The organism is Actinospineispora acaciae DSM 45401 (assembly GCF_000620785.1).
In the GTDB taxonomy this organism is placed as follows: Bacteria; Actinomycetota; Actinomycetes; order Mycobacteriales; family Pseudonocardiaceae; genus Pseudonocardia; species Pseudonocardia acaciae.
Genome location: NZ_JIAI01000001.1, coordinates 185,762 through 208,052 on the forward strand (window position 1 = coordinate 185,762; position 22,291 = coordinate 208,052).

The window sequence follows — 22,291 nt, forward strand, 5'->3', positions numbered from 1 at the left end:
GTTACGAGGTCAGCAGCTTCTCCGACTCCTGCATCGCCGGTCGTTCGACCCGGTCCTGGTTGGTGAGGATGACCACGGTGTACCCGGTGTCGGGGTAGATGTCGATCTCTCCCTCGTAGCCGGGCGTGCCCCCGTTGTGGCCGACGATGCGCACCCCGTTGGGTCGCCTGTCGAGAAAGCCATAGGCGTACTTGGGCGGCGTCCTCTTCGGGCCGGCCGGTCCGCCGTTCTCGGTGGGGGGCGTCTTTGGCGGCGGGGGACCGGGGATCGGCACCTTGCCCGCCAGCACCGTGTTGGTGAGCGTCGGGTCGAGAAGTCGATGGGCGAGCAGCGCCTGGGAGAACCTGAGCAGGTCCCCCACGGTGGACCACGCTCCACCGGCGGGGCTGGCGAGCTTCACCGTGGTGCCGATGTCCTCCAGGTGCGTTCCGGCCAGGGCGGCGTCGGACACGGGCCCGTCCACGGCGGGTTTCCCGTCGGGGCCGACCAGGGCGTACGGGTGGGCCATGTGCGGGATCTCGGCGGGTTTGAAGTCCCGGATCGCGGTGTGGACCATGCCGGCGGGTGCCAGGACGTGCTCGCGCACGTACTCGTCATAGGGCTGGTCCGCGACGCGCTCGATGACCGCTCCGAGGGTGACGAAACCGGCGCTGCTGTAGTTGAACTTCGCGCCCGGCGCGAACTCGAGGGGTTCGCGCGAGATGCGTTCCATCAGCACGCCGATCGGATACTTCGACTCGCCGTCCGCCTCCTCCGGGATCCAGTCGGGAATCCCGGACGTGTGGGTGAGCAGGTGGTGGACCGTCACGCCGTTGGCGGTCGCCGGCGGAAAGCCCGTCACGTACCTGCCGATCGGGTCGTCGAACGACAGCTTGCGCTGGGCGACGAGCTGGGCCACGGCCACGCCGGTGAACATCTTGCCCATCGAGCCGATACAGAACAGGGTGTCCCGCGCGTTCGCCTCACCCGTTCTTCGGTCGGCCATGCCGTACCCGGTCTCCAGGAGCCGCTGGTCACCCTTGGCGACCAGGACCGCGCCGGAGAACTTTCCGTCCTTGCTGAGCTGTGTGAGGTGATCGTCGTAGCCGGTCCAGGCGTTCGGGACCGGCGCGGGGACATCGGGCCGGCTCGGGGCACGGCCGCACGCGGCGGCGGCCACGGGCGCCAGGAGCAGGCCGCCGACGAAGGCCCTGCGGGGGAGCATCGAGGTTGGGTTCCTTTCGCTGTCGATGGGGCACCACGTCTACCGAGGGGCACCGATCGAGGGCCGATGACGGCCGCATACGGCGTCCATATGCCGGCGCTGGGACCATGGCCGCCGATGCGGGTGTTGCTGGTGGAGGACGAGCAGGCGCTGGCCGGCTACATCGCGGTGGGGTTGCGCAGGCACGGGTTCGCCGTCGACGTCGCCTTCGACGGCCGGACCGCGCTGGACAACTGCGAGCTCACGCCGTACGACGTGGTGGTGCTGGACCGCGACCTTCCGGGGGTGCACGGCGATACCGTGTGCCGGCGGCTCGCGCGGCGCGGTACGACACGGGTCCTGATGCTCACCGCATCCGGCTCGGTCGAGGACCGGGTCGAGGGGCTCAACCTGGGCGCGGACGACTACCTGGGCAAGCCGTTCGCGTTCTCCGAGCTGGTCGCGCGGGTGCATGCGCTCGCCCGGCGCAGCGCGCCGGCCCGGCCACCCGTGCTGCGCGCCGGCGATGTGGTGCTCGATCCGGCGCGGCGCACGGCGGAGCGCGCGGGCCGGGCGCTGCACCTGGCGCCCAAGGAGTTCGGCGTCCTGGAGCAGCTGCTGGCCGCCGGCGGTGACGTGGTGGCTGCGGAGGCGCTGCTGGACAAGGTGTGGGACGAGCACGCCGACCCGTTCACCAACGCCGTCCGGATCACCGTCGGCACGCTGCGCCGCAAGCTCGGCGACCCGTCCGTGATCGAGACCGTGATCGGCGCCGGATACCGGATCCGCCCGTGTCCGTCCGACTGAGCGCCCGCGCCCGGCTCAGCGTTCTGTTCACCGCGCTGGTGCTGGCCGCCGGCATCGCCCTGACCGCCCTGACCTACCTGCTGATGCGGCGCAACCTCGCGCATCGGCTGACCCTCGTCCACATCGACCCCTCCAACGGCGGCCCGCCGCCGGAGCCGCCCGCACCGCCGGATCTCGCGGAGCACCTGCGGTCCGAGACCCTCGCCGAGCTGCTGACCCAGGCCGGGGTCGCCCTCGGGGTGGTCACCGTGCTGGCCGCCGCGCTGGTCTGGCTGGTGGCCGGGCGGGTGCTGCGGCCGATCCGCGCGATCTCGGCCACCGCCCAACGGCTCTCGGCGGAGAACCTCCGGGAACGGGTGCCGGTGACCACGCCTCGGGATGAGCTGGCCGCCCTCGCCGACACGGTCAACGGGATGCTGGACCGCATCCAGCAGGGCGTCACCGAGCGCGACCGGGTGCTGCACAGCCAGCGGATGTTCACCGCGAACGCGGCCCACGAGCTGCGCACGCCGCTGACCACCGTGCGCACCGCCATCGACGTGACCCTGGACGGCCAGCCCAGCAGGTCCGAGCTGCTCACCATGGCCGCCGACATCAGGACCGCGGTCGAGCAGAGCCAACGCACCCTGGACGGGCTCCTCACGCTGGCCCGCAGCCACGTCGGCCCCGCCGAACCCCGCACCGTCGACCTCGCCGCCGCCGCGGCGGGCGTCCTCGACCGCGCCACCGAGGGCGCCGCGACCAGGGACGTCACGCTGCGAACCGACCTGCGCCCGGCCCCCGTCGACGGCGAACCGGTCCTGCTCGAACGCATGATCGGCAACCTGGTCGACAACGCCGTCCGGTACAACCACCCCGGCGGTCACGTCACGCTCAGCACCGAGGCCGCCGCCACCCACGCGTCCCTGCGCATCCGCAACACCGGCGCGGCCGTCCCACCCGGCGAGGCGGCCGCGCTGCTGGAACCGTTCGTCCGAGGTGAAGGCGCCCGCACCCACACCCGCACCGACGGCGGCGCCGGGCTCGGCCTGTCCATCGTGCAGGCCATCGTCACCGCCCACCGAGGGGAGATCGAGGTCATCGCCCGCCCCACCGGTGGCCTCGACATCACCGTGCGTTTCCCGCTCCCGGTGAGCCCTGTTCGAGAAGCCCCACCTGGTCGCGCTGCTCACCCTGGACCCGATCAAGCAGGGGCGGACCGCTAGACCCGATCCCGGTGCACGGCCGGGCGGCCGGGCGAGCCGGACAGGGCCGCCGGCGTCGGGGGGCTGAGCCGTAGCGCGGGCAGGCCGCGACGGCGGATCATGAGCTCTGCGACGGCGATGTTCGGTAGCCAGCACCAGAACGGCAGCGCCTGGTAGGCCGTGTCGGAGATGGTCCCGAGGTTCGCGTCGCTGAACGGCAGTTGGAGCAGGATCAGGCCGTTCTGCCACAGCCGCAGGGTGACCGCGGCGTAGGTGAGGGAGAAGTTGCGGATCATCCAGGCCTGGTGCGAGGGGAAGTCGCGGGAGAAGGCGACGGCCCGGTAGGCCCGCCATGCGGTCCATGCCCACAGCACGGCGAGGGTGCCGAAGCCGAAGAAGCCGTTGAACGCGATCGAGGAGAACATCGAGATGACGAATGCGCCGAGCGCTCCGAGGGCGACGCCGCACAGGTAGACCCGGCCGACCCAGCGATGAACCGAGGGGCGGCGGGTGCGCAGCCGGCGGGAGAACTGGAGCGGGCCGAGGCACAGGGCGAGTCCGGAACAGCCGATATGGGCGTAGAACGCGGCCCGTACCGGCCACGGCCGGTGTGCGTAGGTCGGGGCCAGGCCGACGTGGCGCCCGGCGAGCTCGACCAGGGTGCCGTCGGTGTACTGCCCGACGAAGTAGGCGGCGACCGCCATCGAGGACAGTGCGACCCACGCCCAGCCTGCCCGGGTACGTGCAGCCGCTGGACGTGCGAGGGATCTGGTCACGGGTCCAGCCTGGCCGGGCAGCGGCTCGGTGTCGTCTGGCCCAGGACCGACGACGCGGTCAGACCGTGGGGGGAGTGAGGGGGTGACCGGGGCGTACCACACCGTGGTCGAACGCGAGGACCACCGCCGCCGCCCGGTCCCGGACGTCCAGCTTGGCGAAGATTCGTCCGACATGCGTCTTGACCGTGCCCTCGCCGACGAACAGGCGGCCCGCGATCTCGATGTTGGTCAGCCCCCGCCCGATCAGCCGCAGGACCTCCAGCTCGCGAACGGTCAGGCTCTCCAGCCGGCGCCGGGCCTCGGGATCGGTCGCGGGGTCGTCGCGGTAGCGGCGCAGGACCCGGCCGCACACCGTCGGGTCGAGCCACCCGTCACCGGCCGCAACCGCCCGCACGGCACGCTGGATGTCCTCGGCCGGCGCGTCCTTCACACAGAACCCGGACGCGCCGGCACGCAGTGCCGTGGCCAGCACGCTGTCCTCGCCGAACGTGGTCAGCACCAGGATCCGGGCGGTGGCGTCCCGCGCGAGCAGCGCGCGGCTGGCCACCACGCCGTCCATCCGGGGCATCCGGACGTCCATCACGACCACGTCGGGTTCGGCCGAGGCGACCACCGCGAGCGCCTCGTCGCCGTCCGCAGCCTCGCCGACGACCTCGAAGCCGTAGCTCGGGAGCAGGATGGATCGAAGCCCGACCCTGGCCAGGTGATGGTCGTCGACGAGCACGACCGTGATCACGCCGGCAGCTCCGCCCGTACCACCCACCGCTGTCCTTCCGTGCCGACCGACAGCCGCCCGCCCACCGCCTCGACCCGCTCTCGCATCGCCCGCACTCCCACCCCGCCGCGGCGCGCCGAGGGCCCCGCGTCCGGCCCAGCGTCGGGCACCGCGTTGGACACCGTCGCTCGCACCGTGCCCGCCTCGACCTCGAACCGGACCTCGACGCGTTGGCCGGGCGCATGACGGCTCGCGTTGGCCAGGGCCTCCCGCGTCAACCGGTGGAGCACCAGGCCGGTGGTGTCGCCTACCGATGACAGGTCGCCCACGACCCGGGCCACCAACTCGACACCGGCCGTCCGGTACTCCTCGAACATGATCGCGAGGTCCTTGACTCCCGGTTGCGGGGGCCTGACCCGGCCGTCGTCCGGCTCGGCGAGAATGCGTGCGACCTGCCGCAACTCGTTCATGCCCCGGCGGGCCAGCCGCTCGGCCTCGACGATGCCCGCCTCCGCCTCGTCGGACCCTCGGGCCACCGCCAGGCGCGCACCGCCCAGGTGCAGCACCGTCACCGCCAGGGTGTGCGCGGCGATGTCGTGCAGCTCCCTGGCCAGATGCTGCCGCTCGGCCACCGCCTCCGCCCGACGCAGCCGCTCCACCAGCCCGATCCGGTTGCGCGCAACCCAGCAGCCCCAGAAGAACCCCGACGAGCCGAGCGCGAAGTTCGCCCAGCCCGCGTCCGGGCTCACCCACGCCATGACCGCGATCACGGCAAGCGATGCCGACCAGCCGACGACCCCCGCCACCAGCCCCAACCGAAGCGCCAGGTACGCCACGACGACCAGCGGCACGAACCATCCCACGTTCCCCGGCCAGGTGCCGGACAGCACGACCACCGCGCCGAACAGCAACACCGAGGGCACGACCGCCGTCCACGAGGGGGCCAGGAAGCCAACCGCCACGGCGAGAACGACCACCGCGACCCCACCCGCGGCCGCCCAGCCGTCCAGCCCGCACCGGCATGCCCCGCCCTGCGCCCACGCCGCAACCACCAGCAGCACGACCAGCCCCAACCCGGCCGCATGCGCCCAACGCGGCAACGCCACGGCCCGATCGTAAGCGTGTGTCCAGGCCTCTCATGACCCCGAGGTGTCGCAACGAGCGTCCGGATGGGGGAACCTAGGAGAGGTTCGATGTTTCCTTCACTCGGCGGGGGTGGGCGATGAAGACGAGGGCGGCCATCCTCGAAGAGGGCAGCAAGGCGTTCGAGATCCGCGAGCTCGACGTCGACGATCCGGGCGTCGGCGAGGTCCACATCAGGTACGTGGCGTCCGGGTTGTGCCACTCCGACCTGCATCTCATCGACGGGGACATCGTGCCGCGGTTCCCGATCGTGGCCGGCCACGAGGGTTCGGCGATCGTCGAGTCCGTCGGTCCGGGGGTCACGAAGGTCGAGCCGGGGGACCACGTGGTCTGCACCTTCACGCCCAACTGCGGAACGTGCCGCTACTGCGCGACGGGCCACTCGAACCTCTGCGACCTCAGCGCGTACCTCATCAACCCGGCCGGATTCCCCGACGGCACGTTCCGGTACCACGGGCAGGGCAGGGACTACGGCAGCATGTGCCTGCTGGGCACGTTCTCCGAGCGGGCCACGGTGTCGCAGCACTCCGTGGTGAAGGTCGACCAGTGGCTCCCGCTGGAGCCCGCGGCCCTGGTCGGCTGCGGGGTGCCGACCGGGTGGGGCACCGCGGTGAACTCCGGTGGCGTGAGCGCCGGTGACACCGTGGTCATCTACGGGATCGGCGGCGTCGGGATCAACGCGGTGCAGGGCGCCGTCTACGCCGGGGCGAAGTACGTGGTGGTCGTCGACCCGGTCGAGTTCAAGCGGCGGACCGCCATCGAGTTCGGCGCGAGCCACGCCTACGCCACGGCGGAGGAGGCCGCCGCGAAGGTGACGGAGCTGACCTGGGGGCAGGGCGCCGACCAGGCCCTTATCACCGTCGGGGTGGTGGACGAGAAGGTGGTCGCGAACGCCTTCGACGTCATCGGCAAGACCGGCACGCTGGTGGTGACCGGCCAGGCGCACCCGGACAAGCTGACCATCCAGATTCCCGGCGCCCTGCTCACCCGGGGCGAGAAGGTCATCCGAGGCTCGCAGTTCGGCTCGTCCAACCCGCAGTACGACATCGTCAAGCTGTTGCGCCTGTACGACGCCGGCCGCCTCAAGCTCGACGAGCTGATCACCAAGCGGTACACCCTGGACCAGATCAACGAGGGTTACCAGGACCTGCGCGACGGAAAGATCATCCGCGGCCTCATCGTCCACGACCGGCGATGAAACGCCGTACGTCGGCGCGGCACCGAAGGTGGTGCACCACGGCACCGCGCTCAGCGGCGCCGGCGAGGAGCTTCAGGACGCTCGGCCGCTCGGTGGCCGGGTAGTTCCAGATCCAGCGCAGGCCGTCGGGGTCGAAGCCCTCGCGGCAGCCTTCCGGCAGGTCCGGGCGGGTGCGCCGGCGGTCGCGGACCAGCCGCACGATCACCCGCCAGAGGCATACCCTTCTCGGCAGGTCGAGGAAGATCACCGTGTCCGCGCGGTCGAGCCGTCCGTCCTCGCCGACCCGCTGGAGGAAGTTCCCGTCGACGATCCACCGGTCGTCCGCCACAGCGGCGGCCAGGTCGCGCACGGCCTGCTCGACAGGCGCCGGCTCCCAGTCGGCGCGCCAGAACAACACGTCCAGGTGCACGACGGGCAGCCCGGTCCGCGCGGCGATCGCCCGGGCCAGCGTGCTCTTGCCGGACCCACCCGGCCCGATGATCACTACGCGTTCCACGCCTGGCGAGGCTACGTCGCCGGCCGTGTCACGGCAGCCGGGTTTAGCTCAGGGCAGGCGGGCCAGTTCGTGGCGCCAGGCGGTGTCGATGTTGAAGCCGCCGCCGAGGTCGGGCAGCTCGGCGAGGTCCTCGGCGGGCAGGTCGGTCGGGGTGGCGCCGGCCTGGGACACGGACAGTGCCATCGCGGCGATGGTCTGGACGGCGAGGGCGCGCAGGACTGCATGGGGGACGGTGGGGCCGGTGCTGGTCAGGCCGTGGGCGCGGAGGAGCACCACGGGGCGGTCGGCCATCGCGGCGACCATCTCGGCGGCCAGGCGGCGGTTGCGGATCAGGACGCCTCGGGGGTAGACGGGCACGCCGCCGGCGGCCAGGTGGGCGCCGGGGATGTCGTAGGCGCCGACGATCGGGCGGATGCCCAGGCCGGCCAGGTCGGCGGCGACCACGGCGGCGGGGTGGGCGTGCACGACGGCGTCCACGTCGGGGCGGCGGCGCAGCACCTCGGTGTGCAGGGGCAGCTCGTTGGGCGCGGCGTAGCCGTCCAGCTCGCCGGCGGCTCCCGGGTTGCCGTCCAGGTCGACCAGGCGGATGTCCTCCGGGACGGTGTAGGCCAGGCCGCGTTCCTCGGCGCCCCGGCAGCGGACCAGCAGCCGGTGCTCGTCGACGCGCAGGCTGACGTGGCCGAGGAAGCCGGGCGCGAGGTCGCGGGCGGCCAGTACGCGGCAGGCGGCCGCCAGCTCGGCGCGCCGGGCAGCCAGTTCCCCGTTCATGTTTTCACCCCGATGCCGCCGTCGGGATGGGTGACGCCGCCGGTGATGCCCCGGGACCTGTCGGAGGCCAGGAAGACGTAGCTCCAGGCGTGGTCGGCGCCGGTCAGCGCGACGTTCAGCGGGACACGGGCGGCGAGTTCGCGTTCCCGGCCGGGGGTGTCGGCCAGCCGGCGTTCGGACATGTCCAGGGCGTCCAGCCCGCGCAGGTCGGTGTGCAGGGTGCCGCCCGGGGCCACCGCGTTCACCCGAACCTCCGGGGCCAGCTCGTGGGCCAGCGCGGTGACCAGCCCCCGGACCGCGAACTTGGACGACACGTACAGCACGCCGCCCCGGCCGGGGTGGTAGGCCGAGGTGGACTCGGTGAGCACCACCGCGCCTCGGGACGCGCGCAGCGCGGGCAGCGCCGCCTTCACCGAGTGCAGGTGGCTCTTGACGTTGACGGCGAACATCTCGTCGAACGCCCTGTCGATCACGTCGGCGTCCAGCTCGCCGAGGCCGCGGTAGAAGTCGAAGATCCCCACGCAGCTGACCAGGACGTCCAGCCCGCCGAACGCGTCGACCGCGGCCGCGACGGCGCGCTCGTTGGCGTCTCGGGTGGTGGCGTCCCCGACGACCACCGGGACGTCGTCGAACTGGTCGGCCAGCGCCGCGCACTTGGCCGGGTCGCGTTCGAGCACGGCCACGGTGGCGCCCTCGGCGCGGAAGGCGTCCAGCACCGCCCGCCCGATGCCCGACCCGGCGCCGACCACCAGCGCGCGCTTGCCGGCCAGCCAGTCAGCCACCGCCGTCCACCTCCAGCGGGCCGTACGGGTTGGCGATCATCGCGGAGAACACGTCGTCGTCCTGCCAGGTGAGCGCCTCCAGCTCCAGCGGGCACAGCGACACCCGCCGCCCGGAGCGCGGGGACTCGACGAGCAGCCGCGCGCCGTTGCGGGTGTGCACCTTGCGCACCCGGATCTCGGCGAACTCGTTGGCCAGCTCGATCACGGGCTCAGTCATAGGAAAACCGCCAGGTTCTGCATGCGGAGCACCGACTCGTCCACGGTGATGGTGCGCGCGGCCAGCATCCAGTGCCCGGCGGACTCGGCCTTCCCGCTCGGGTCGCGGCGCAGCAGGTCGTCGCGGGCGGCCGAGACCAGCGCCGGCTCGCGCACGTCGCCGCGGCTGCGGAACAGCAGCACGGCGGACTGGACGGCCAGCTCGTCGGGGTCGTCGGTGGCGAACGCGCGCACGTTCGTCACGAAGTGCCGCAGCCGCGACGGCGGGTCCTCCGTCCAGGCGTGCTCGGTGGCGAACCTGGCCACCCGCCGGCCCAGCGAGTACCTGTCCTCGTCGAAGTGCGCCATGCCGGGGGAGGTGTCGAAGCCGGCGCCGCGCGCGGTGGTGGCCCGCACCGGCATCAGGTAGCGGACGTCGTCGGTCAGCAGGGACAGCCAGGTGTCGAAGTCCTGCGCGTCGAGCAGGTACGCCTCGTCCACCAGGAACTGGTGCGCCTGCAGGTGTCGCTCGTCGGAGAACGGTAGCGGTCTGGTCATGACGACCCCAGCTCGACGCGCGCGGCCCGGTTCAACGGCCGTTCCAGGCAGTCCGCCCACAGCCGCAGCAGCGCCCGCTGGTTGTACTCGCCGTAGCCGACGTACGCGGTGCCGGGGCCGGAGAAGTGCGCCAGCGGCGGGGTGACGGGCTTGTCGTCATGCAGCAGGCCCATCCGGCTGTTGAGCAGCAGCCGCCGCGCCATCGACCCGGCCGCCGTGGAGGTGATCGACACCCAGTTCTCCACATCGTCCTGCTCGAACATGCCGGTGCTGCCGAAGCACATCAGGTACGCCTTGTACGACAGCCGCTTGAACTCCTCGGGGGCGCCCGCGTCCACCGCGAACCAGGACAGCACCTCGGTCTCGCCGGCGCCGACCGGTTGCCACTGCCGCAGCGAGATGAACGGCAGCACCTCGTCGTCGGACCCGTCGGCCACCTTCGGCCAGTTGTGCACCAGGCTGAGGTTGGGGAACAGCGACGCGGCGGAGATCATGAAGCCGTCCTCGGCGATCATCCGTTGCTGGGCGTCGGTCCAGGTCTCTCGGGCTCGGGTGATCATCTCGTCCGGGTAGCCGACGTAGCGCATGCGCTCGGCGAAGCCGCCCGGCGGGAGCTTGTACGTCGTGCCGCCGCCCCGGCCCGCCCAGTACAGCGCCCCTTCCTTGCGCTTGGACGCCTTGGGCTCGCGGAACAGCCCGATCTCCACGACGCTGCTGTGCGTCTGCGGGGTGTGGTAGCTGTCCCCGGCGAAGTTCTCCGCGCCGATCTTCCAGTTCGCCTTGATCCGCCACCGCTGCGGGCCGGCCAGCTCGATCCCGCCCGGGCTCTGGTTCGCGTAGAAGTCCAGGTAGAAGGCGAAGTCGCCGAGGTAGTCGAGCAGCGGCGGGGCGTCCGGATCCAGGCTGATGAAGATCAGGCCCCGGTAGCTGTCCAGCGCGGGCGCGGGCAGCAGCGCCTGGTCCGCCCTGCGGAAGCCGGCCTCGCCGCCGTACGCCTCCCGGTGGAACGGCAGCCCGATCAGCCGCCCGTCGTTGCGGTAGGACCAGCCGTGGTACGGACAGCGGAAGTGCGAGGCGTTGCCCAGCTCGGCCCGGCACACCTGCATGCCCCGGTGCAGGCACATGTTGAACATGGCGCGGACGGTGCCGTCCTCGCCCCTGGCCACGATGAACGAGTCGTCCAGCACCCGGCGCACCACGTAGTCGCCGGGGTGCGGCACCTCGGACTCGTGCGCGAGGAACATCCAGGACCGGCCGAACACCCGCTCGCGCTCCAGCCGGAAGATCTCCTCGTCGTGGTAGATGTGCGCCGGGATCATCCCGCGCCGCACGTCGGCAAGCACCTGGCTCTGGTCGGTCATCTGCCGCTCCGCCGTCATAGTTCTTCTCGAAGTATTGAAGGGAGCCCTCGAGGTGGCGCGGGCGCGGACGGTGTGGCGGCGCCCAGGTAGTGGTGGCTCACCTCGTCGTCGTGCAGGAGTGCGGCGGCGGCCTCGTCGCGGACCACAGCGCCGCCGCGCAGCACCACGCCCCGATGTGCGCAGCGCAGCGCGGCCGCCGCGTTCTGCTCGGCCAGCAGCACGGTGACGCCGTCCGCGCTCAGCCGGCCGACGGTGGCCAGGATCTCGGTGACCAGCCGTGGGGCCAGGCCGAGCGAGGGCTCGTCGAGCAGCAGCACCCGGGGTCGGCGGACCAGCGCCCTGCCGATGGCCACCATCTGCTGCTGCCCGCCGGAGAGCAGCCCGGCCCGGCGTGGGAGGGCCTCGCGCAGCGCGGGGAAGGTCGCGCAGACCGTGTCGATGCGTTCCGTGACGTCGCGCTCGGAACGGATGCCGGTGCCGTGCAGGCCCAGCCGGAGGTTCTCCGCGACGGTCAGCTCGGCGAACAGCTGCCGGCCCTCCGGGACCAGGCAGATGCCCATCCTGGCGAGCCGGTGCGCCGGCAGGCCGGTGATGTCGTCGCCGTCCAGCAGAACCCGACCGACGGTCGGTCTGTTGAGGCCGGCGACGGTCCGCAGCAGGCTGGTCTTGCCGGCCCCGTTCGCGCCGAGCAGCGCCGTCACGCTGCCGGGTGCGGCGGTCAGTGACACGTCGCGCAGTGCGCGGACGGCGGCGTAGCGGACCTCCAGGCCGTCCACGGCCAGCGTGCTCATGGGGTCGTGTCCTGTTCCACGGTTCCGAGGTACGCGGCGAGCACGGCCGGGTCCGCACGGACCTCGGCGGGCGGGCCGTCGGCCACCACCGCCCCGGCGTCCAGCACCAGCACCTCGTCGCTGATCGACATCACCAGGTCCACGTCGTGCTCGATCAGCACGATCGCGGTGCCGGCGGCGGCCACCCCGCGCAGCACGCCGGCCAGCTCCGCGGTCTCGGCGCCGTCCAGCCCGGCGGCCGGTTCGTCGAGCAGCAGCAGCTTCGGCGCCCCGGCCAGCGCGCGCCCGACCTCCAGCAGCCGGGCCACGCCGGTGGGCAGCTCGGAGCCCTTGTGCTCGGCGTAGCCGCGCAGGCCCAGGTGGTCGAGCACGGCGTCGGCCCGCTCGGCCAGCGCCCGCTGCTCGCGGCGGGCCAGCGGCAGCCGCAGCCCGTCGGCCAGGAACCGCGCCCTGGTGAGGTGGTGCGCGCCGAGCATCACGTTCTCCCTGGCCGTCAGCCGGGGCACCAGCCGGGCGGACTGGAAGGTGCGCATCAGCCCGAGGCCGGGCAGCCGGTGCGGCGGCAGCCGGAGCACGTCGTGCCCGTCGAACGTGACGGCGCCGGCGTCCGGGCGGGTGAAGCCGGTGATCAGGTCGAGCAGGGTGGTCTTGCCGGCGCCGTTCGGGCCGATCACCGCGCGGATGGTGTCCGGGCGGACCGTCAGGTCCACCCCGTCCACCGCGGTCAGGCCGCCGAACCGCTTGGTCAGGCCGCTGGCGTGCAGGACCGGGTCTGTCATGACTTCCCCGCCAGGCCGCGCAGCCCGCCCCAGAGGCCGGCCGGCAGGTAAGTCAATACCAGCACCAGCACCACGCCGGCGACCAGCGGCTGCCACAGCGCGAACGCCTGCCCGACCAGCGGCAGCCCCTGCAGCAGCAACACCCCGAGCAGCGGCCCGGCCACCGTGCGCGGCCCGCCCAGCGCGAGCATCACCACGATGCTCAGAGCCACCGTCACGCTGACCAGGTCGGGGGAGATGAACCGCAGGTAGTAGGCGTACAGGCTGCCGGCGACCGAGGCGAACACGGCGGCCACGACGAACGCGCCGGTGCGGTAGCGCGCCGGGTTGATGCCGAGCATGGCGGCCGCCTGCGGGTCGTGCTCGACGGCGGCCAGCGCCCGCCCGGTCTGCCCGCGCCGCAGGTTCGTGGTGAACCACGCGCCCAGCACGCACAGCACCAGCAACACCAGGTAGTTCGCGGTATCGGAGAACACCTGCCAGCCACCCAGCGTCAGGCTCGGGACGCCGACCAGCCCGGACGGCCCGCCGGTGACCTTTCCGAGCCCGGTGGCGGTGGCCTGCGTGACCACGGCAAGGCCCAGCGTGGCCAGCGCCAGGTAGTACCCGCGCAGCCGCAAAAACGCCCAGCCCAACAGCGCCGCCAGCCCGGCCGAGGCCACCGCCGGCGCCAGCACCGCCAGCCAGGTCGGCCAGTTCGCCCGGACGGTGAGCAGCCCGGCTCCGTACCCCCCGACCGCCATGAACAGCGTCTGCCCCAGCGAGACCTGGCCGGCCTGCCCGGTCAGCACGTCCAGCCCGAGCACCACCAGCAGGAAGATCTCCACGATGACCAACAGCTCGGTCCACCCAGGCGTCAGCCACGGCAGCGCGATCAGGAGCGCCGCGCCGGCGCCGACGACCAGCCACCTCCTCACCGCCGCACCTCCTCCACCCGCCCGAGCAGGCCGGCCGGGCGGACCAGCAGCAGCGCGATGAGCAGCACGATCGTCACCACCTGCGCCAGCGACGCTCCGGTGTAGCGGCTGAAGGCGGCCTGCACCACCCCGAGCGCCAGGCCGCCGAGCACCGCCCCGCCGACGCTGCCCAGCCCGCCGAGCACGGCGGCGATGAACCCGGCCACCGCATACGTGGTCGTAGTGTCGAACTGCAGGAACGTGATCGGCACCACCGAGGCCCCGGCCAGCGCCGCCATCACCCCGGACAGCGCGAACGCGATCAACCGCACCCGGTCGGTGTCCACCCCGACCAGCTCGGCCGCCTCCGGGCGCGACGCGGTGGCCCGCATGGTCAGCCCGAGCTCGGTGCGGGTGAGCAGCAGCGTCAACGCCAGCACCGCCACCGCCAGCAGCGCCAGGATCCACAGCTGCTGTGGCTGCACGCTCACTCCGGCGATGACGATCGGGCTCCCGCCGGTGAACGGCCGGCCGGTGTAGGGCAGGTTCCCCCAGATCACCAGCAGCAGTCCGCCGACCGCCTGCAGCAGCCCGACGGTGACCAGCAGCATCCGCTGGTTGCCGGACCGCCGAGCCGCCGGCCTGATCACCAGCCGGTCCACCCCGGCCATCCCCGCCCCGAACCCGACCAGCGCCACGACCAGCGCGACCAGCGGCGCCAGCCCGGCCTGCTGCAGCGAGACGGTGACCAGCGCGGCCAGCACCACGAACCCGCCCTGCGCCAGGTTGATCACCCTGGTCATCGAGTACACCAGCGACATCCCGACCGCGACCAGCGCGTACACGCAGCCGTCCACCACGCCGCCGAACAGCACCTGCAGCGCCGCGCTCACCGTTCCTCCACCGGGACGAAGCCGCCGTTCGCCACCCGCACCATGGCCACGTCGGCCACGCCCAGCCCGCGCCGCTCGTCGGGCCGGAACCGGTAGGTGCCGGCCACGCCGACCACCTCGCGTCGCTCCAGGTCCTCCTTCAGCGTGCCCCGGTCGCCGGTGCCGTGGGTGAGCGCGTCCGCGAGCAGCAGCACGGCGTCGTAGGCCACCCCCGGCCCGAAGTCCGGCTGGGCGCCGTGGCGGGCCTGGAAGTCGCGGTGGTAGCGCTCCTCCAGCTCGGGCGCGGGGGCCGGGCGGTCCGACTGCCGCCACCAGAAGTCCTGGGTGGCCGGGATGAGCAGGGTCTTCGGCGTGTAGTCCGCGATGCGGCGCAGGAAGGCGTAGGTCAGGTTGCCGTTCGTGGTGGCCACCGGCAGGTCGAGCCCGAGCTGGGCGATCGCCTTGATCGCCACGGCCGCCGCCGCGCCGGTGCTCCAGACCACCAGGGCTTGTGGGCGGGCCGCGAGGACGGCCTGGAGTTGGGCGGTGACGGAGACGGCGCCGGGTTCGAAGCTCCCTTCCGCCACGACCTCGGTGCCGGGTAGGGCGCTCGCCGCGGCGTGGACCGAGGCGCCGCCCTCCTCGCCGCTGGCGTCGGTGCTGTGCAGGAGTCCGATCCGGGTCATGCCGCCGGATCGCCAGTGCCGCAGGATCCGCTCGCTGAGGTCTCTGGTGGACACGCTGGCCGACCAGACGTAGCCGCCCGGTTTTGGTTTGATGCCGGGGGAGAGGCAGTAGGTCACCGTTCGGCTGCTCTCGGCCAGCGGGGTGACCGCGTTGCAGCTCGCGGCGAGGGTGGGGCCGATGAGGGCGTCGACATTGCCGATCATGCGGCGGGCCTGGAGGACGGCTTGGACGGGTGTGCTCTGGTCGTCGGCGGTGATCAGCTCGATGGTCCGGCCGCGGATGCCGCCGCCGGCGTTGAGCGTGTCCGCGGCGAGTTGTGCGCCCTGCAGCTCGCCGACTCCCAGTTGGCTTCCCGATCCGGTCTGGCTGGTGATCACTCCGAACCGGTAGGTGGAGCCGGAGGAACCGGCCGCGCACCCGGCCGCCGACAGCCCCGCGGCCAGCGCGAGACCGCCCAGCGCCCGGCGGGTGATCCGAGGCGGACCGGCGGCGGAGGAGAGCGGCATCGTTGCCCCTGGTCTCTGCTATGCAGATAATCGGTCTGCACAGTAGGAGTACTCGCACCGTAGGTCAAGCGAGGGGGTGCCGTTCCTCGTGGCGCCGGCGGTCAGCCGTGCAGTTGGGGTTCGGCCAGCGCCACCGCGGCCTGGAGCGCTGTCGCGATGGCGCGCTGGACGGGGGCGGACATTCGGCTGGTGGGGACCGAGACGTTGAGGGAGATTCGGGCCGGCGTGAACCGGGTCGGGAATGCGACCGACACCGAGGCGACGCCGGCCTCGCTCTCCTCGTTGCTGGTCGCGTAGCCGAGGGAGCGGACGGTGGCGAGGTCGCGTTCCAGGGCGGTGCGGGAGGCGATGCTCTTGTCGGTGAGGGGCTCCAGGTGTTCGTCGGGGTAGAGGCGGTGCAGTTCGTCGGCGGAGAGTTGGGCGAGCATGGACTTGCCGGTCGAGGTGCAGTGCGCGGGCATCGAGCGGCCCAGGCGAGAGGCGACGCGGACGGCCTTCGGGCTCTCGATCGCGTCGATGAAGCGCACCATGTTGCCGTCCAGGAGGGCGAGGTGGACGGTTTCCTCGAGCTCGAGGTTGAGGCGTTCCAGGTGCGGGCGCAGGATGCGGCGGAAGTCGTTGCGGCGCAGGATGGCGAACGCGACGCCGGTCAGCGCGGTGCCGGGGCCGTAGGCCTTGGTGTGCTCGTTCTGACGGACGAAGCCTCGGTACTGGAGCATGGCGAGCAGCCGGTGCGCGGTGGACGATGCCACCCCGAGGTACTCGCTGACGTCGGTGAGGCGGAGCTCGTCGCGCTCGCCGAGCAGGAGCAGCACCTTCAGCGCGTTGTCCACCGACTCGATCGGGTACTGGGGCACGGGTCCGCCGCCGCCGGGGTGCGTCGACACGGTCGCTCTCTTCACAGCAGAAAACAGTAGTCGGCCGCCTGGCAGAGAGGTGTTCCGCACAGTGGTGAGCGGGGTTAGGCTCGGCTCTCCGGGCTCGATGACCAGCGGAGGTTGACGTGGCAGGCAACCAGGAGTTTCAGCTGGGCGGGGTGAACCACCTGGCCCTGGTGTGTTCGGACATGGAACGGACCGTCGAGTTCTACTCGGGGGTGCTGGGCATGCCGTTGATCAAGACGATCGAGCTGCCGCGCGGGCTCGGGCAGCACTTCTTCTTCGACTGTGGGAACGGGGACTGCCTGGCGTTCTTCTGGTTCCCGACGGCGCCGGACGGGGTGCCGGGGGTGTCCGCGCCGGCGGCCATGCCGGGGGCGGGGGAGATCGTCAGCGCGGTCGGGTCGATGAACCATGTGGCGTTCTCGGTGCCGCCGGAGCGGTTCGACGAGTACTACGCGAAGCTGAGCGGCAAGGGTGTCGAGGTCAGCCCGGTGATCAACCACGATGACAGCCCGGCGGGGGTGACCGGCGAGCTGCACGACGGAGTATTTGTGAGATCGTTCTACTTCACCGGGCCGGACGGCGAGCTGCTCGAGTTCGCCTGCTGGCTGCGGGGGTTCACCGAGGCGGACGTCAAGCACCAGCCGCGCCGGGGCAGCGAGCGCACCGCGCCGGCCGCGGTCTGAGCGGGCGTGGCGGACGGGCTGGACCGGGAGTTCGTCGGGCTCGACTCACCGCTCGTACCCAGGGCCGGCGCGGGCGGGCACCCGTGCCAGGGCGTCTACCACCGGCCGGCCGGACGCAGGCCCACCACCGCGTTCATCGCGACCCACTACAACGTGGACTTCTCCGAGCACTACCTGGCCGGGTACCTGGCGGCGCGCGGGTACGGCTTCCTGGGCTGGAACACGCGGTTCCGGGGCAACGAGGCGTACTTCCTGCTCGATCACGCGCTGGCGGAGATCGGCGTCGGGGTGCGCTGGCTGCGCGAGCGGGCCGGGGTGGAGCGGGTGGTGCTGCTGGGCAACTCCGGCGGCGGTTCGCTGATGGCGGCGTACCAGTCTCAGGCCGTCGAGCCCACCGTCACGCCGTCCGGTGACCGGGCGGCCGAGGCCATCGCGGGACTGCCCGCCGGCGACCTGTACGTCTCGCTGGCCGCGCATCCCGGCCGGCCCGAGGTGCTCACCGCGTGGATGGATCCGTCGGTCACCGACGAGTGCGACCCGCTGTCCGTCGACCCGGCGCTCGACCCCTACGACCCGGCGAACGGACCGCCGTTCGACGCGGACTTCCAGCGCCGCTACCGGGACGCGCAGCGAGCCCGCAACGAGCGGATCACCGACTGGGCGTTGCACCAGCTGGACGCGCTGCGCGGCACCCGGGCCGCCGACCGGCTGTTCCACACCCGGCGCACCTGGGCCGACCTGCGCATGATCGACCCGGCCATCGAACCCTCCGACCGGCGGCCCCGCCACTGCTACCTGGGCGACCCGATGGCGGCGAACTACGGCGTGTTCGGCGCCGGCGTGCAGTCCACACTGCGCACCTGGCTGTCCATGTGGAGCCTGCGGACCTCGCAGTGCCGGGGCGCGCCGCACCTGGGCAGGGTCACGGTGCCGGCGCTGGTGGTGCACGCCAGGGCGGACGCCGGGGTGTACGAGAGCGACGCGCGGGCGATCTTCGATGCGCTCGCCGCGGCCGACCGGGAGCTGCACCTGCTCGCCGGCGAGCACTACTTCCGGGACCCGCCGGGAGCCCGCGACGTGGTGGCCGACCTGCTCGCCGGCTGGGTGGCGTCCCGGGGCGGTTGACCGGCCACCTCCAGGTCGCGCTCCAGCCGGCCAGCGGCGGCGCGCAGGGCGGTGACCCAGTCGGTGAGGTGGTCGCGGGAGTAGCGGGCGGTCGGGACCGCGAGCGAGAGCGCGCCCACGGGCTGGCCGTCGGTGCCCCGGACCGGCAGGCCGACGGCGGTGACGCCGATCTCGGTCTCCTGGTCGTTGACGGCGAAGCCCTGCCGGCGGACCCGCCGCAGCAGCCGGGCCAGCGCGGGCAGGTCGAACTCCGGCGCGGGGTAGAGCGCCGCGAGGTGGGCCTCGGGCAGCGCGGCCAGCAACGTCCGCCCGCCGGAGGTCAGGTGCGCGGGCAGCAGCCGGCCCTCGCGGTCGCCCACCCGCAGCACCTGCTCGCACTGCACGGTGGCCAGGAACCGGATCTGGGCGCCGACCCGGACCATCAGGTTCGCGGTCTCGCCGGTGTGCTCGACCAGGGCGTGCAGGTGCGGCAGGGCCAGCGCGCGCAGCAGGGCGGTCGGCTCGGTCGCGGTGGTGCCGCGCAGGACGGGGCCGGCGACGTAGCGGCGGTCCTCGGCTTGCTCGGCGAAGTCCCGGTAGCTGAGCATGGTGAGCAGCCGGTGCGCGGTGGAGCGGGCCACGCCGAGCCGTTGGGCGGCCTCGGACACCCGCATCGGCCCCTCGTCGCGCAGCAGCACCGCGAGCCGCAGTGCGTTGTCCACCGAGTCGATGGCGTAGGCCGGTCGGTTCTTCACAACAGAATGCTATGTGCTGCTGTCAAGAACGGTTCTACCGTCGAGCCATGACGACGACGCAGCCGGCGCGGTCTCCCGTGACTCTGAAAGCCGTGGCGGGGCCGGGTCAGCCGGAACCGACGCCCGCGTTGGAGGAGCTGTACCGGGGGTTCGAGAACGAGCTGCTGGTGCCGCTGTGGACCGAGATCGGCGACCTGATGCCGCTCTCGCCGCGGTCCAACGCGGTGGCGCATCGGTGGCGCTGGTCGGAGCTGCTGCCGCTGGCGCGCCGCGCCGGTGACCTGGTCCCGGTCGGTCGCGGCGGGGAGCGGCGGGCGATCGCGCTGGCCAACCCGGGGCTGGGCGGGGCGCCGTACGCCACGCCGACGCTGTGGGCGGCCATCCAGTACCTCAACCCCGGCGAGGACGCGCCGGTTCATCGGCACACCCAGAACGCGTTCCGGTTCGTCGTCGAGGGCGAGGGCGTGTGGACGGCGGTGGACGGCGACCCGGTGGCGATGCGGCGGGGCGACTTCCTGCTCACGCCGGGGTGGGCCTTCCACGGCCACCACAACGCCACCACCGAGCCGATGGCCTGGCTGGACGGGCTGGACATCCCGCTCGCGCGCTACCTGGACACCGGGTTCTTCGAGCCCGGGCCGGACCACGTGGAGGACACCTCCACCCCGGAGCGGTCGCGGTCCGAGCGGCTCTGGGCGCATCCCGGGCTGCGGCCGGTCTCCCAGAAGGAGGCGGCGGCCAGCTCGCCGATCGCGGCGTACCGCTGGGAGCACACCGACGCGGCGCTCGCCGACCAGCTCGCGCTGGAGGCCGAGGGGCATCCCGGCGTGCTGGCGCCCGGGCACGCGGCGGTGCGGTTCACGAACCCGACCACCGGCGGGGACGTCATGCCGACCATCCGCGCGGAGTTCCACCGGCTGCGCGCCGGCACCGCCACCGAGCCGGCCCGCGAGGTGGGGTCGTCGGTCTACCTGGTGTTCGCCGGGGAGGGTGCGGTGCGCGTGGGCGAGGCGGAGTGGACGGTCGGCCAGGGTGACCTGTTCGTGGTGCCGTCCTGGCAGCCGTTGGCGCTGACCGCGGGGTCCGAGCTGGACCTGTTCCGGTTCAGCGACGCCCCGGTGATCGAGCGCCTGAACGCCGCGCGGAGCGAGTGAATGGTGCCGGACGTCGACGTAGTGGTGGTCGGCGGCGGCATCGGCGGGCTGTCCTGCGCGCTCGCGCTGTCCAGGGCCGGCCGGTCGGTGCGGGTGCTGGAGCGGTCCGCGAGCTTCGGGGAGGTCGGGGCCGGGCTGCAGCTCGCGCCCAACGCCACCGGGGCGCTGCGCGAGTGGGGCCTGCTGGACCAGGTGATCGCCCGGGGCGTGCTGCCGGAGCGGATCGCCATGCGGGACGCGCTGGACGGCCGCCCGCTCAGCCACCTGGACCTGGCCGACGTGCGGCGCCGCTACGGCGCGCCGTACGTGGTGATGCATCGCGGCGACCTGCACGAGATCCTGCTCGCCGCCTGCCGGGACGCGGGCGTGGACCTGGTCACGGACGCCGAGGTGCGCGCGGTCGAGAACGGCGCCGGCTGGGCGGAGGCGGTGGGCGAGCGGCGTCGGGACCGCGCCGAGCTGGTGATCGCCGCCGACGGGCTGACCTCCACGCTGCGGGCCCAGATCAGCGCGGACGAGCCGGTGAGCTCGAACTACGTGGCCTACCGGGGGGCGATTCCGATCACGGACGTGAGCGGGCTCGCGGACCTGGCGGTGCACGACGTGGTGGTGTACATCGGTCCGCGCTGCCACCTGGTGCAGTACGCGCTGCGCGGCGGCGAGATGTTCAACCAGGTCGCGGTGTTCGAGTCGCCGGCGGCCGTGGCCGGGCAGCCGGAGTGGGGCGGTCCGGAGGAGCTGGATGCCGCGTTCGCGCCGGCCTGCGACGCGGTGCGGGCGGCGCTGCCGTTCCTCTGGCGGGACCGCTGCTGGCGGATGTACGACAGGGAGCCGATCCCGAACTGGGTGCGCGGGCGGCTCGCGCTCACCGGCGACGCCGCGCACCCGATGCTGCAGTACCTCGCGCAGGGCGCCTGCCAGGCCATCGAGGACGCCGACTGCCTGGGCGCGCTGGCCGCCAAAGACGCGGGGAAGGACGCCGACTGGGAGGCCGTGCTGGCCGGATACAACGACGCCCGCCCGCGCCGCACCGGCCAGGTGCAGCGGCGGGCGCGGGCCTGGGGCGAGCTGTGGCACGCCGACGGGCTGTTCCGGGCGGTGCGCAACGAGCTGCTGCGCGAGCGTGACCCGGCCGACTACCGGTGGGTGGACTGGCTCTACGCGCGCTGATCCACGCCCGCGGCCGCGAGCAGCCGATCCAGGAACTCCGCCTGGCCCTTCGACAGCTTGACCCGCGCGGTGGCCAGGTCGAACCACTCGGCCCTGTCGATCTCCGGGAAGCTCTGGGTCCGGCCCGAGCGCGGTGGCCACTCCATCTCGAAGGTGTTGCTGTGCGCGCTCGCGGCGTCGAAGTCCGCCTCGACGGCGTACACAGTGAGCCGCTTCCCGCTGGGCAGCCGGATCGTGCCCAGTTCGAACTCCCGTCCGTCCGGCAGCGGTGCGCCAAGCTCCTCGGCGAACTCCCTGGCCGCCGCCGCGCGGGGGTCCTCGTCGGGGTCGTACTCGCCCTTCGGGATCGACCACGCCCCGTCGTCGCGGCGCGCGAAGAACGGCCCGCCGGGATGCCCGAGCAGCACCTCGAACCGCCCGTCGGCGTCGGACCTGAACAGCAACGCACCGGCGCTGGAGACGGGCATCACCAGAGCCTACTTCGCCGGTCCGGCCGAGCTATCCTGAGGTTCAGGCGTCGCATCTCCGCGACGGCCCCGGACGAGCGCGTGCCGTACCCGGCCCAGACAAGACGGCGCGCCCGTCATCATGGATCTTGTAGACATCATCGAGATCGGCGGTTCGCTGCTGATCCTGCTCGCGTTCGGGGCCGCCCAGCTGCGCCGGCTGGACATGCACTCGCTGACCTACCTCGTGCTGAACCTGGTCGGTTCGGCGACCCTCGCGGTGATCGCGCTGGCGCAGCATTCGTGGGGGTTCCTGCTGCTGGAGGGCAGTTGGGCGATCGTGTCCGCCGCGTCGCTGGTCACCGGGCGACGCGGCGGGCACGGACCGGGGTGAGGCG

General features: G+C 72.8%; 26 protein-coding genes and 1 riboswitch. Of the genes, 8 read left to right on the forward strand and 18 right to left on the reverse strand.

The features are described 5' to 3' along the window. Position 1 precedes the first annotated feature (1 nt). Positions 2 to 1,204, reverse strand: coding sequence for a serine hydrolase domain-containing protein (locus N912_RS0100935; protein WP_028920944.1), 1,203 nt, complete (start codon positions 1,202 to 1,204; stop codon positions 2 to 4). 117 nt (positions 1,205 to 1,321) lie between these two features. On the opposite strand from N912_RS0100935, the gene N912_RS0100940 reads away from it, so the two are divergent. Then, positions 1,322 to 1,990, forward strand: a complete 669-nt coding sequence (locus N912_RS0100940; protein ID WP_028920945.1) for a response regulator transcription factor — start codon at positions 1,322 to 1,324, stop codon at positions 1,988 to 1,990. Next, positions 1,975 to 3,195, forward strand: coding sequence for a sensor histidine kinase (locus N912_RS48680; RefSeq protein ID WP_064745123.1), 1,221 nt, complete (start codon positions 1,975 to 1,977; stop codon positions 3,193 to 3,195). The genes N912_RS0100940 and N912_RS48680 overlap by 16 nt, the downstream gene beginning before the upstream one ends. Here N912_RS48680 and N912_RS48685 read toward each other — a convergent pair. The 3 genes from N912_RS48685 to N912_RS66380 all read right to left on the reverse strand — a co-directional run bounded on the left by N912_RS48685 (position 3,192) and on the right by N912_RS66380 (position 5,771). Further along, on the reverse strand, positions 3,192 to 3,878 hold the full coding sequence (locus N912_RS48685) for a DUF2306 domain-containing protein (RefSeq protein WP_064745124.1): 687 nt from the start codon (positions 3,876 to 3,878) through the stop codon (positions 3,192 to 3,194). The genes N912_RS48680 and N912_RS48685 overlap by 4 nt on opposite strands. Positions 3,879 to 4,008: 130 nt before the next feature. Next, complete coding sequence (locus N912_RS0100955) at positions 4,009 to 4,686, reverse strand: response regulator (RefSeq protein ID WP_028920946.1); 678 nt, start codon at positions 4,684 to 4,686, stop codon at positions 4,009 to 4,011. After that, entirely contained in the window at positions 4,683 to 5,771 is a 1,089-nt protein-coding gene (locus N912_RS66380) for a sensor histidine kinase (protein ID WP_037062596.1), read from the reverse strand. Before N912_RS66380 ends, N912_RS0100955 begins: the two co-directional genes overlap by 4 nt. Positions 5,772 to 5,887: 116 nt before the next feature. Here N912_RS66380 and N912_RS0100965 point away from each other — a divergent pair, with 116 nt between their 5' ends. Further along, positions 5,888 to 7,006, forward strand: coding sequence for an NDMA-dependent alcohol dehydrogenase (locus tag N912_RS0100965; protein ID WP_028920948.1), 1,119 nt, complete (start codon positions 5,888 to 5,890; stop codon positions 7,004 to 7,006). Here the strand turns inward: N912_RS0100965 and N912_RS0100970 are convergent. The 12 genes from N912_RS0100970 to N912_RS0101025 form a co-directional block, all read right to left on the reverse strand. After that, positions 6,984 to 7,502, reverse strand: coding sequence for an AAA family ATPase (locus tag N912_RS0100970; protein WP_028920949.1), 519 nt, complete (start codon positions 7,500 to 7,502; stop codon positions 6,984 to 6,986). The genes N912_RS0100965 and N912_RS0100970 overlap by 23 nt on opposite strands. Positions 7,503 to 7,550: 48 nt before the next feature. Then, complete coding sequence (gene phtC / locus N912_RS0100975; RefSeq protein WP_028920950.1) at positions 7,551 to 8,270, reverse strand: 3,4-dihydroxyphthalate decarboxylase; 720 nt, start codon at positions 8,268 to 8,270, stop codon at positions 7,551 to 7,553. After that, entirely contained in the window at positions 8,267 to 9,052 is a 786-nt protein-coding gene (gene hcaB, locus N912_RS0100980; RefSeq protein ID WP_028920951.1) for a 3-(cis-5,6-dihydroxycyclohexa-1,3-dien-1-yl)propanoate dehydrogenase, read from the reverse strand. Before hcaB ends, phtC begins: the two co-directional genes overlap by 4 nt. Continuing rightward, positions 9,045 to 9,269, reverse strand: coding sequence for a hypothetical protein (locus N912_RS48690; protein WP_037062600.1), 225 nt, complete (start codon positions 9,267 to 9,269; stop codon positions 9,045 to 9,047). The genes hcaB and N912_RS48690 overlap by 8 nt, the downstream gene beginning before the upstream one ends. Beyond that, positions 9,266 to 9,805: a 3-phenylpropionate/cinnamic acid dioxygenase subunit beta gene (locus N912_RS0100990; protein WP_028920952.1), complete on the reverse strand. Its 540-nt coding sequence runs from the start codon at positions 9,803 to 9,805 to the stop codon at positions 9,266 to 9,268. The genes N912_RS48690 and N912_RS0100990 overlap by 4 nt, the downstream gene beginning before the upstream one ends. Then, complete coding sequence (locus tag N912_RS0100995; RefSeq protein WP_028920953.1) at positions 9,802 to 11,166, reverse strand: Rieske 2Fe-2S domain-containing protein; 1,365 nt, start codon at positions 11,164 to 11,166, stop codon at positions 9,802 to 9,804. The genes N912_RS0100990 and N912_RS0100995 overlap by 4 nt, the downstream gene beginning before the upstream one ends. 14 nt (positions 11,167 to 11,180) lie before the next feature. After that, positions 11,181 to 11,957, reverse strand: coding sequence for an ABC transporter ATP-binding protein (locus N912_RS48695; RefSeq protein WP_051579424.1), 777 nt, complete (start codon positions 11,955 to 11,957; stop codon positions 11,181 to 11,183). Next, positions 11,954 to 12,736, reverse strand: a complete 783-nt coding sequence (locus tag N912_RS0101005; RefSeq protein WP_028920954.1) for an ABC transporter ATP-binding protein — start codon at positions 12,734 to 12,736, stop codon at positions 11,954 to 11,956. The genes N912_RS48695 and N912_RS0101005 overlap by 4 nt, the downstream gene beginning before the upstream one ends. Then, the gene (locus N912_RS0101010; protein ID WP_028920955.1) at positions 12,733 to 13,653 is read right to left on the reverse strand and encodes a branched-chain amino acid ABC transporter permease; all 921 of its coding nucleotides are present in this window, start codon (positions 13,651 to 13,653) and stop codon (positions 12,733 to 12,735) included. Before N912_RS0101010 ends, N912_RS0101005 begins: the two co-directional genes overlap by 4 nt. Continuing rightward, positions 13,650 to 14,525 (reverse strand): branched-chain amino acid ABC transporter permease, encoded by an 876-nt coding sequence (locus N912_RS48700; protein ID WP_037062601.1) that lies wholly within the window; start codon positions 14,523 to 14,525, stop codon positions 13,650 to 13,652. The genes N912_RS0101010 and N912_RS48700 overlap by 4 nt, the downstream gene beginning before the upstream one ends. Continuing rightward, the gene (locus N912_RS0101020) at positions 14,522 to 15,697 is read right to left on the reverse strand and encodes an ABC transporter substrate-binding protein (protein ID WP_028920956.1); all 1,176 of its coding nucleotides are present in this window, start codon (positions 15,695 to 15,697) and stop codon (positions 14,522 to 14,524) included. The genes N912_RS48700 and N912_RS0101020 overlap by 4 nt, the downstream gene beginning before the upstream one ends. A gap of 101 nt (positions 15,698 to 15,798) precedes the next feature. Then, the gene (locus tag N912_RS0101025; RefSeq protein ID WP_084210511.1) at positions 15,799 to 16,599 is read right to left on the reverse strand and encodes an IclR family transcriptional regulator; all 801 of its coding nucleotides are present in this window, start codon (positions 16,597 to 16,599) and stop codon (positions 15,799 to 15,801) included. 101 nt (positions 16,600 to 16,700) lie between these two features. Between N912_RS0101025 and N912_RS0101030 the strand changes: the two genes are divergently transcribed. Continuing rightward, positions 16,701 to 17,264 (forward strand): VOC family protein, encoded by a 564-nt coding sequence (locus N912_RS0101030; protein WP_028920958.1) that lies wholly within the window; start codon positions 16,701 to 16,703, stop codon positions 17,262 to 17,264. 6 nt (positions 17,265 to 17,270) lie between these two features. Continuing rightward, complete coding sequence (locus N912_RS0101035; RefSeq protein ID WP_211261104.1) at positions 17,271 to 18,389, forward strand: alpha/beta hydrolase; 1,119 nt, start codon at positions 17,271 to 17,273, stop codon at positions 18,387 to 18,389. Here N912_RS0101035 and N912_RS48705 read toward each other — a convergent pair. Beyond that, on the reverse strand, positions 18,311 to 19,123 hold the full coding sequence (locus N912_RS48705; protein WP_064745125.1) for an IclR family transcriptional regulator: 813 nt from the start codon (positions 19,121 to 19,123) through the stop codon (positions 18,311 to 18,313). The two genes, N912_RS0101035 and N912_RS48705, sit on opposite strands and share 79 nt — an antisense overlap. Positions 19,124 to 19,170: 47 nt before the next feature. On the opposite strand from N912_RS48705, the gene N912_RS0101045 reads away from it, so the two are divergent. Both N912_RS0101045 and N912_RS0101050 read left to right on the forward strand, forming a co-directional pair. Continuing rightward, complete coding sequence (locus N912_RS0101045; protein ID WP_051579425.1) at positions 19,171 to 20,277, forward strand: cupin domain-containing protein; 1,107 nt, start codon at positions 19,171 to 19,173, stop codon at positions 20,275 to 20,277. Continuing rightward, a complete protein-coding gene (locus N912_RS0101050) occupies positions 20,278 to 21,447 on the forward strand; it encodes an FAD-dependent oxidoreductase (RefSeq protein ID WP_037062602.1) in 1,170 nt (389 codons plus the stop codon). On the opposite strand, the gene N912_RS0101055 is transcribed toward N912_RS0101050, so the two are convergent. Continuing rightward, positions 21,435 to 21,914 carry an NUDIX hydrolase gene (locus N912_RS0101055; RefSeq protein ID WP_028920962.1) on the reverse strand — a complete coding sequence of 160 codons (480 nt, stop codon included), beginning with the start codon at positions 21,912 to 21,914 and terminating at the stop codon, positions 21,435 to 21,437. The two genes, N912_RS0101050 and N912_RS0101055, sit on opposite strands and share 13 nt — an antisense overlap. Before the next feature lie 43 nt (positions 21,915 to 21,957). Further along, positions 21,958 to 22,028: riboswitch (guanidine-III (ykkC-III) riboswitch) on the forward strand. Positions 22,029 to 22,035: 7 nt separating this feature from the next. On the opposite strand from N912_RS0101055, the gene N912_RS0101060 reads away from it, so the two are divergent. Next, positions 22,036 to 22,287 carry a CBU_0592 family membrane protein gene (locus tag N912_RS0101060; protein WP_028920963.1) on the forward strand — a complete coding sequence of 84 codons (252 nt, stop codon included), beginning with the start codon at positions 22,036 to 22,038 and terminating at the stop codon, positions 22,285 to 22,287. Positions 22,288 to 22,291 lie beyond the last annotated feature (4 nt).

Bases quoted from the DNA above. Each gene is read 5' to 3' on its own strand.
- N912_RS0101060 (WP_028920963.1), top strand. From the start codon at position 22,036: ATGGATCTTGTAGACATCATCGAGATCGGCGGTTCGCTGCTGATCCTG.
- N912_RS0100990 (WP_028920952.1), bottom strand. From the start codon at position 9,805: ATGACCAGACCGCTACCGTTCTCCGACGAGCGACACCTGCAGGCGCAC.
- N912_RS0100995 (WP_028920953.1), bottom strand. From the start codon at position 11,166: ATGACCGACCAGAGCCAGGTGCTTGCCGACGTGCGGCGCGGGATGATC.
- N912_RS0101005 (WP_028920954.1), bottom strand. From the start codon at position 12,736: ATGACAGACCCGGTCCTGCACGCCAGCGGCCTGACCAAGCGGTTCGGC.
- N912_RS48690 (WP_037062600.1), bottom strand. From the start codon at position 9,269: ATGACTGAGCCCGTGATCGAGCTGGCCAACGAGTTCGCCGAGATCCGG.
- N912_RS0101055 (WP_028920962.1), bottom strand. From the start codon at position 21,914: ATGCCCGTCTCCAGCGCCGGTGCGTTGCTGTTCAGGTCCGACGCCGAC.
- N912_RS0101050 (WP_037062602.1), top strand. From the start codon at position 20,278: ATGGTGCCGGACGTCGACGTAGTGGTGGTCGGCGGCGGCATCGGCGGG.
- N912_RS0101020 (WP_028920956.1), bottom strand. From the start codon at position 15,697: ATGCCGCTCTCCTCCGCCGCCGGTCCGCCTCGGATCACCCGCCGGGCG.
- N912_RS48695 (WP_051579424.1), bottom strand. From the start codon at position 11,957: ATGAGCACGCTGGCCGTGGACGGCCTGGAGGTCCGCTACGCCGCCGTC.
- N912_RS0100935 (WP_028920944.1), bottom strand. From the start codon at position 1,204: ATGCTCCCCCGCAGGGCCTTCGTCGGCGGCCTGCTCCTGGCGCCCGTG.
- N912_RS0100940 (WP_028920945.1), top strand. From the start codon at position 1,322: ATGCGGGTGTTGCTGGTGGAGGACGAGCAGGCGCTGGCCGGCTACATC.
- N912_RS0100965 (WP_028920948.1), top strand. From the start codon at position 5,888: ATGAAGACGAGGGCGGCCATCCTCGAAGAGGGCAGCAAGGCGTTCGAG.
- N912_RS48685 (WP_064745124.1), bottom strand. From the start codon at position 3,878: ATGGCGGTCGCCGCCTACTTCGTCGGGCAGTACACCGACGGCACCCTG.
- phtC (WP_028920950.1), bottom strand. From the start codon at position 8,270: ATGAACGGGGAACTGGCTGCCCGGCGCGCCGAGCTGGCGGCCGCCTGC.
- N912_RS0101045 (WP_051579425.1), top strand. From the start codon at position 19,171: ATGACGACGACGCAGCCGGCGCGGTCTCCCGTGACTCTGAAAGCCGTG.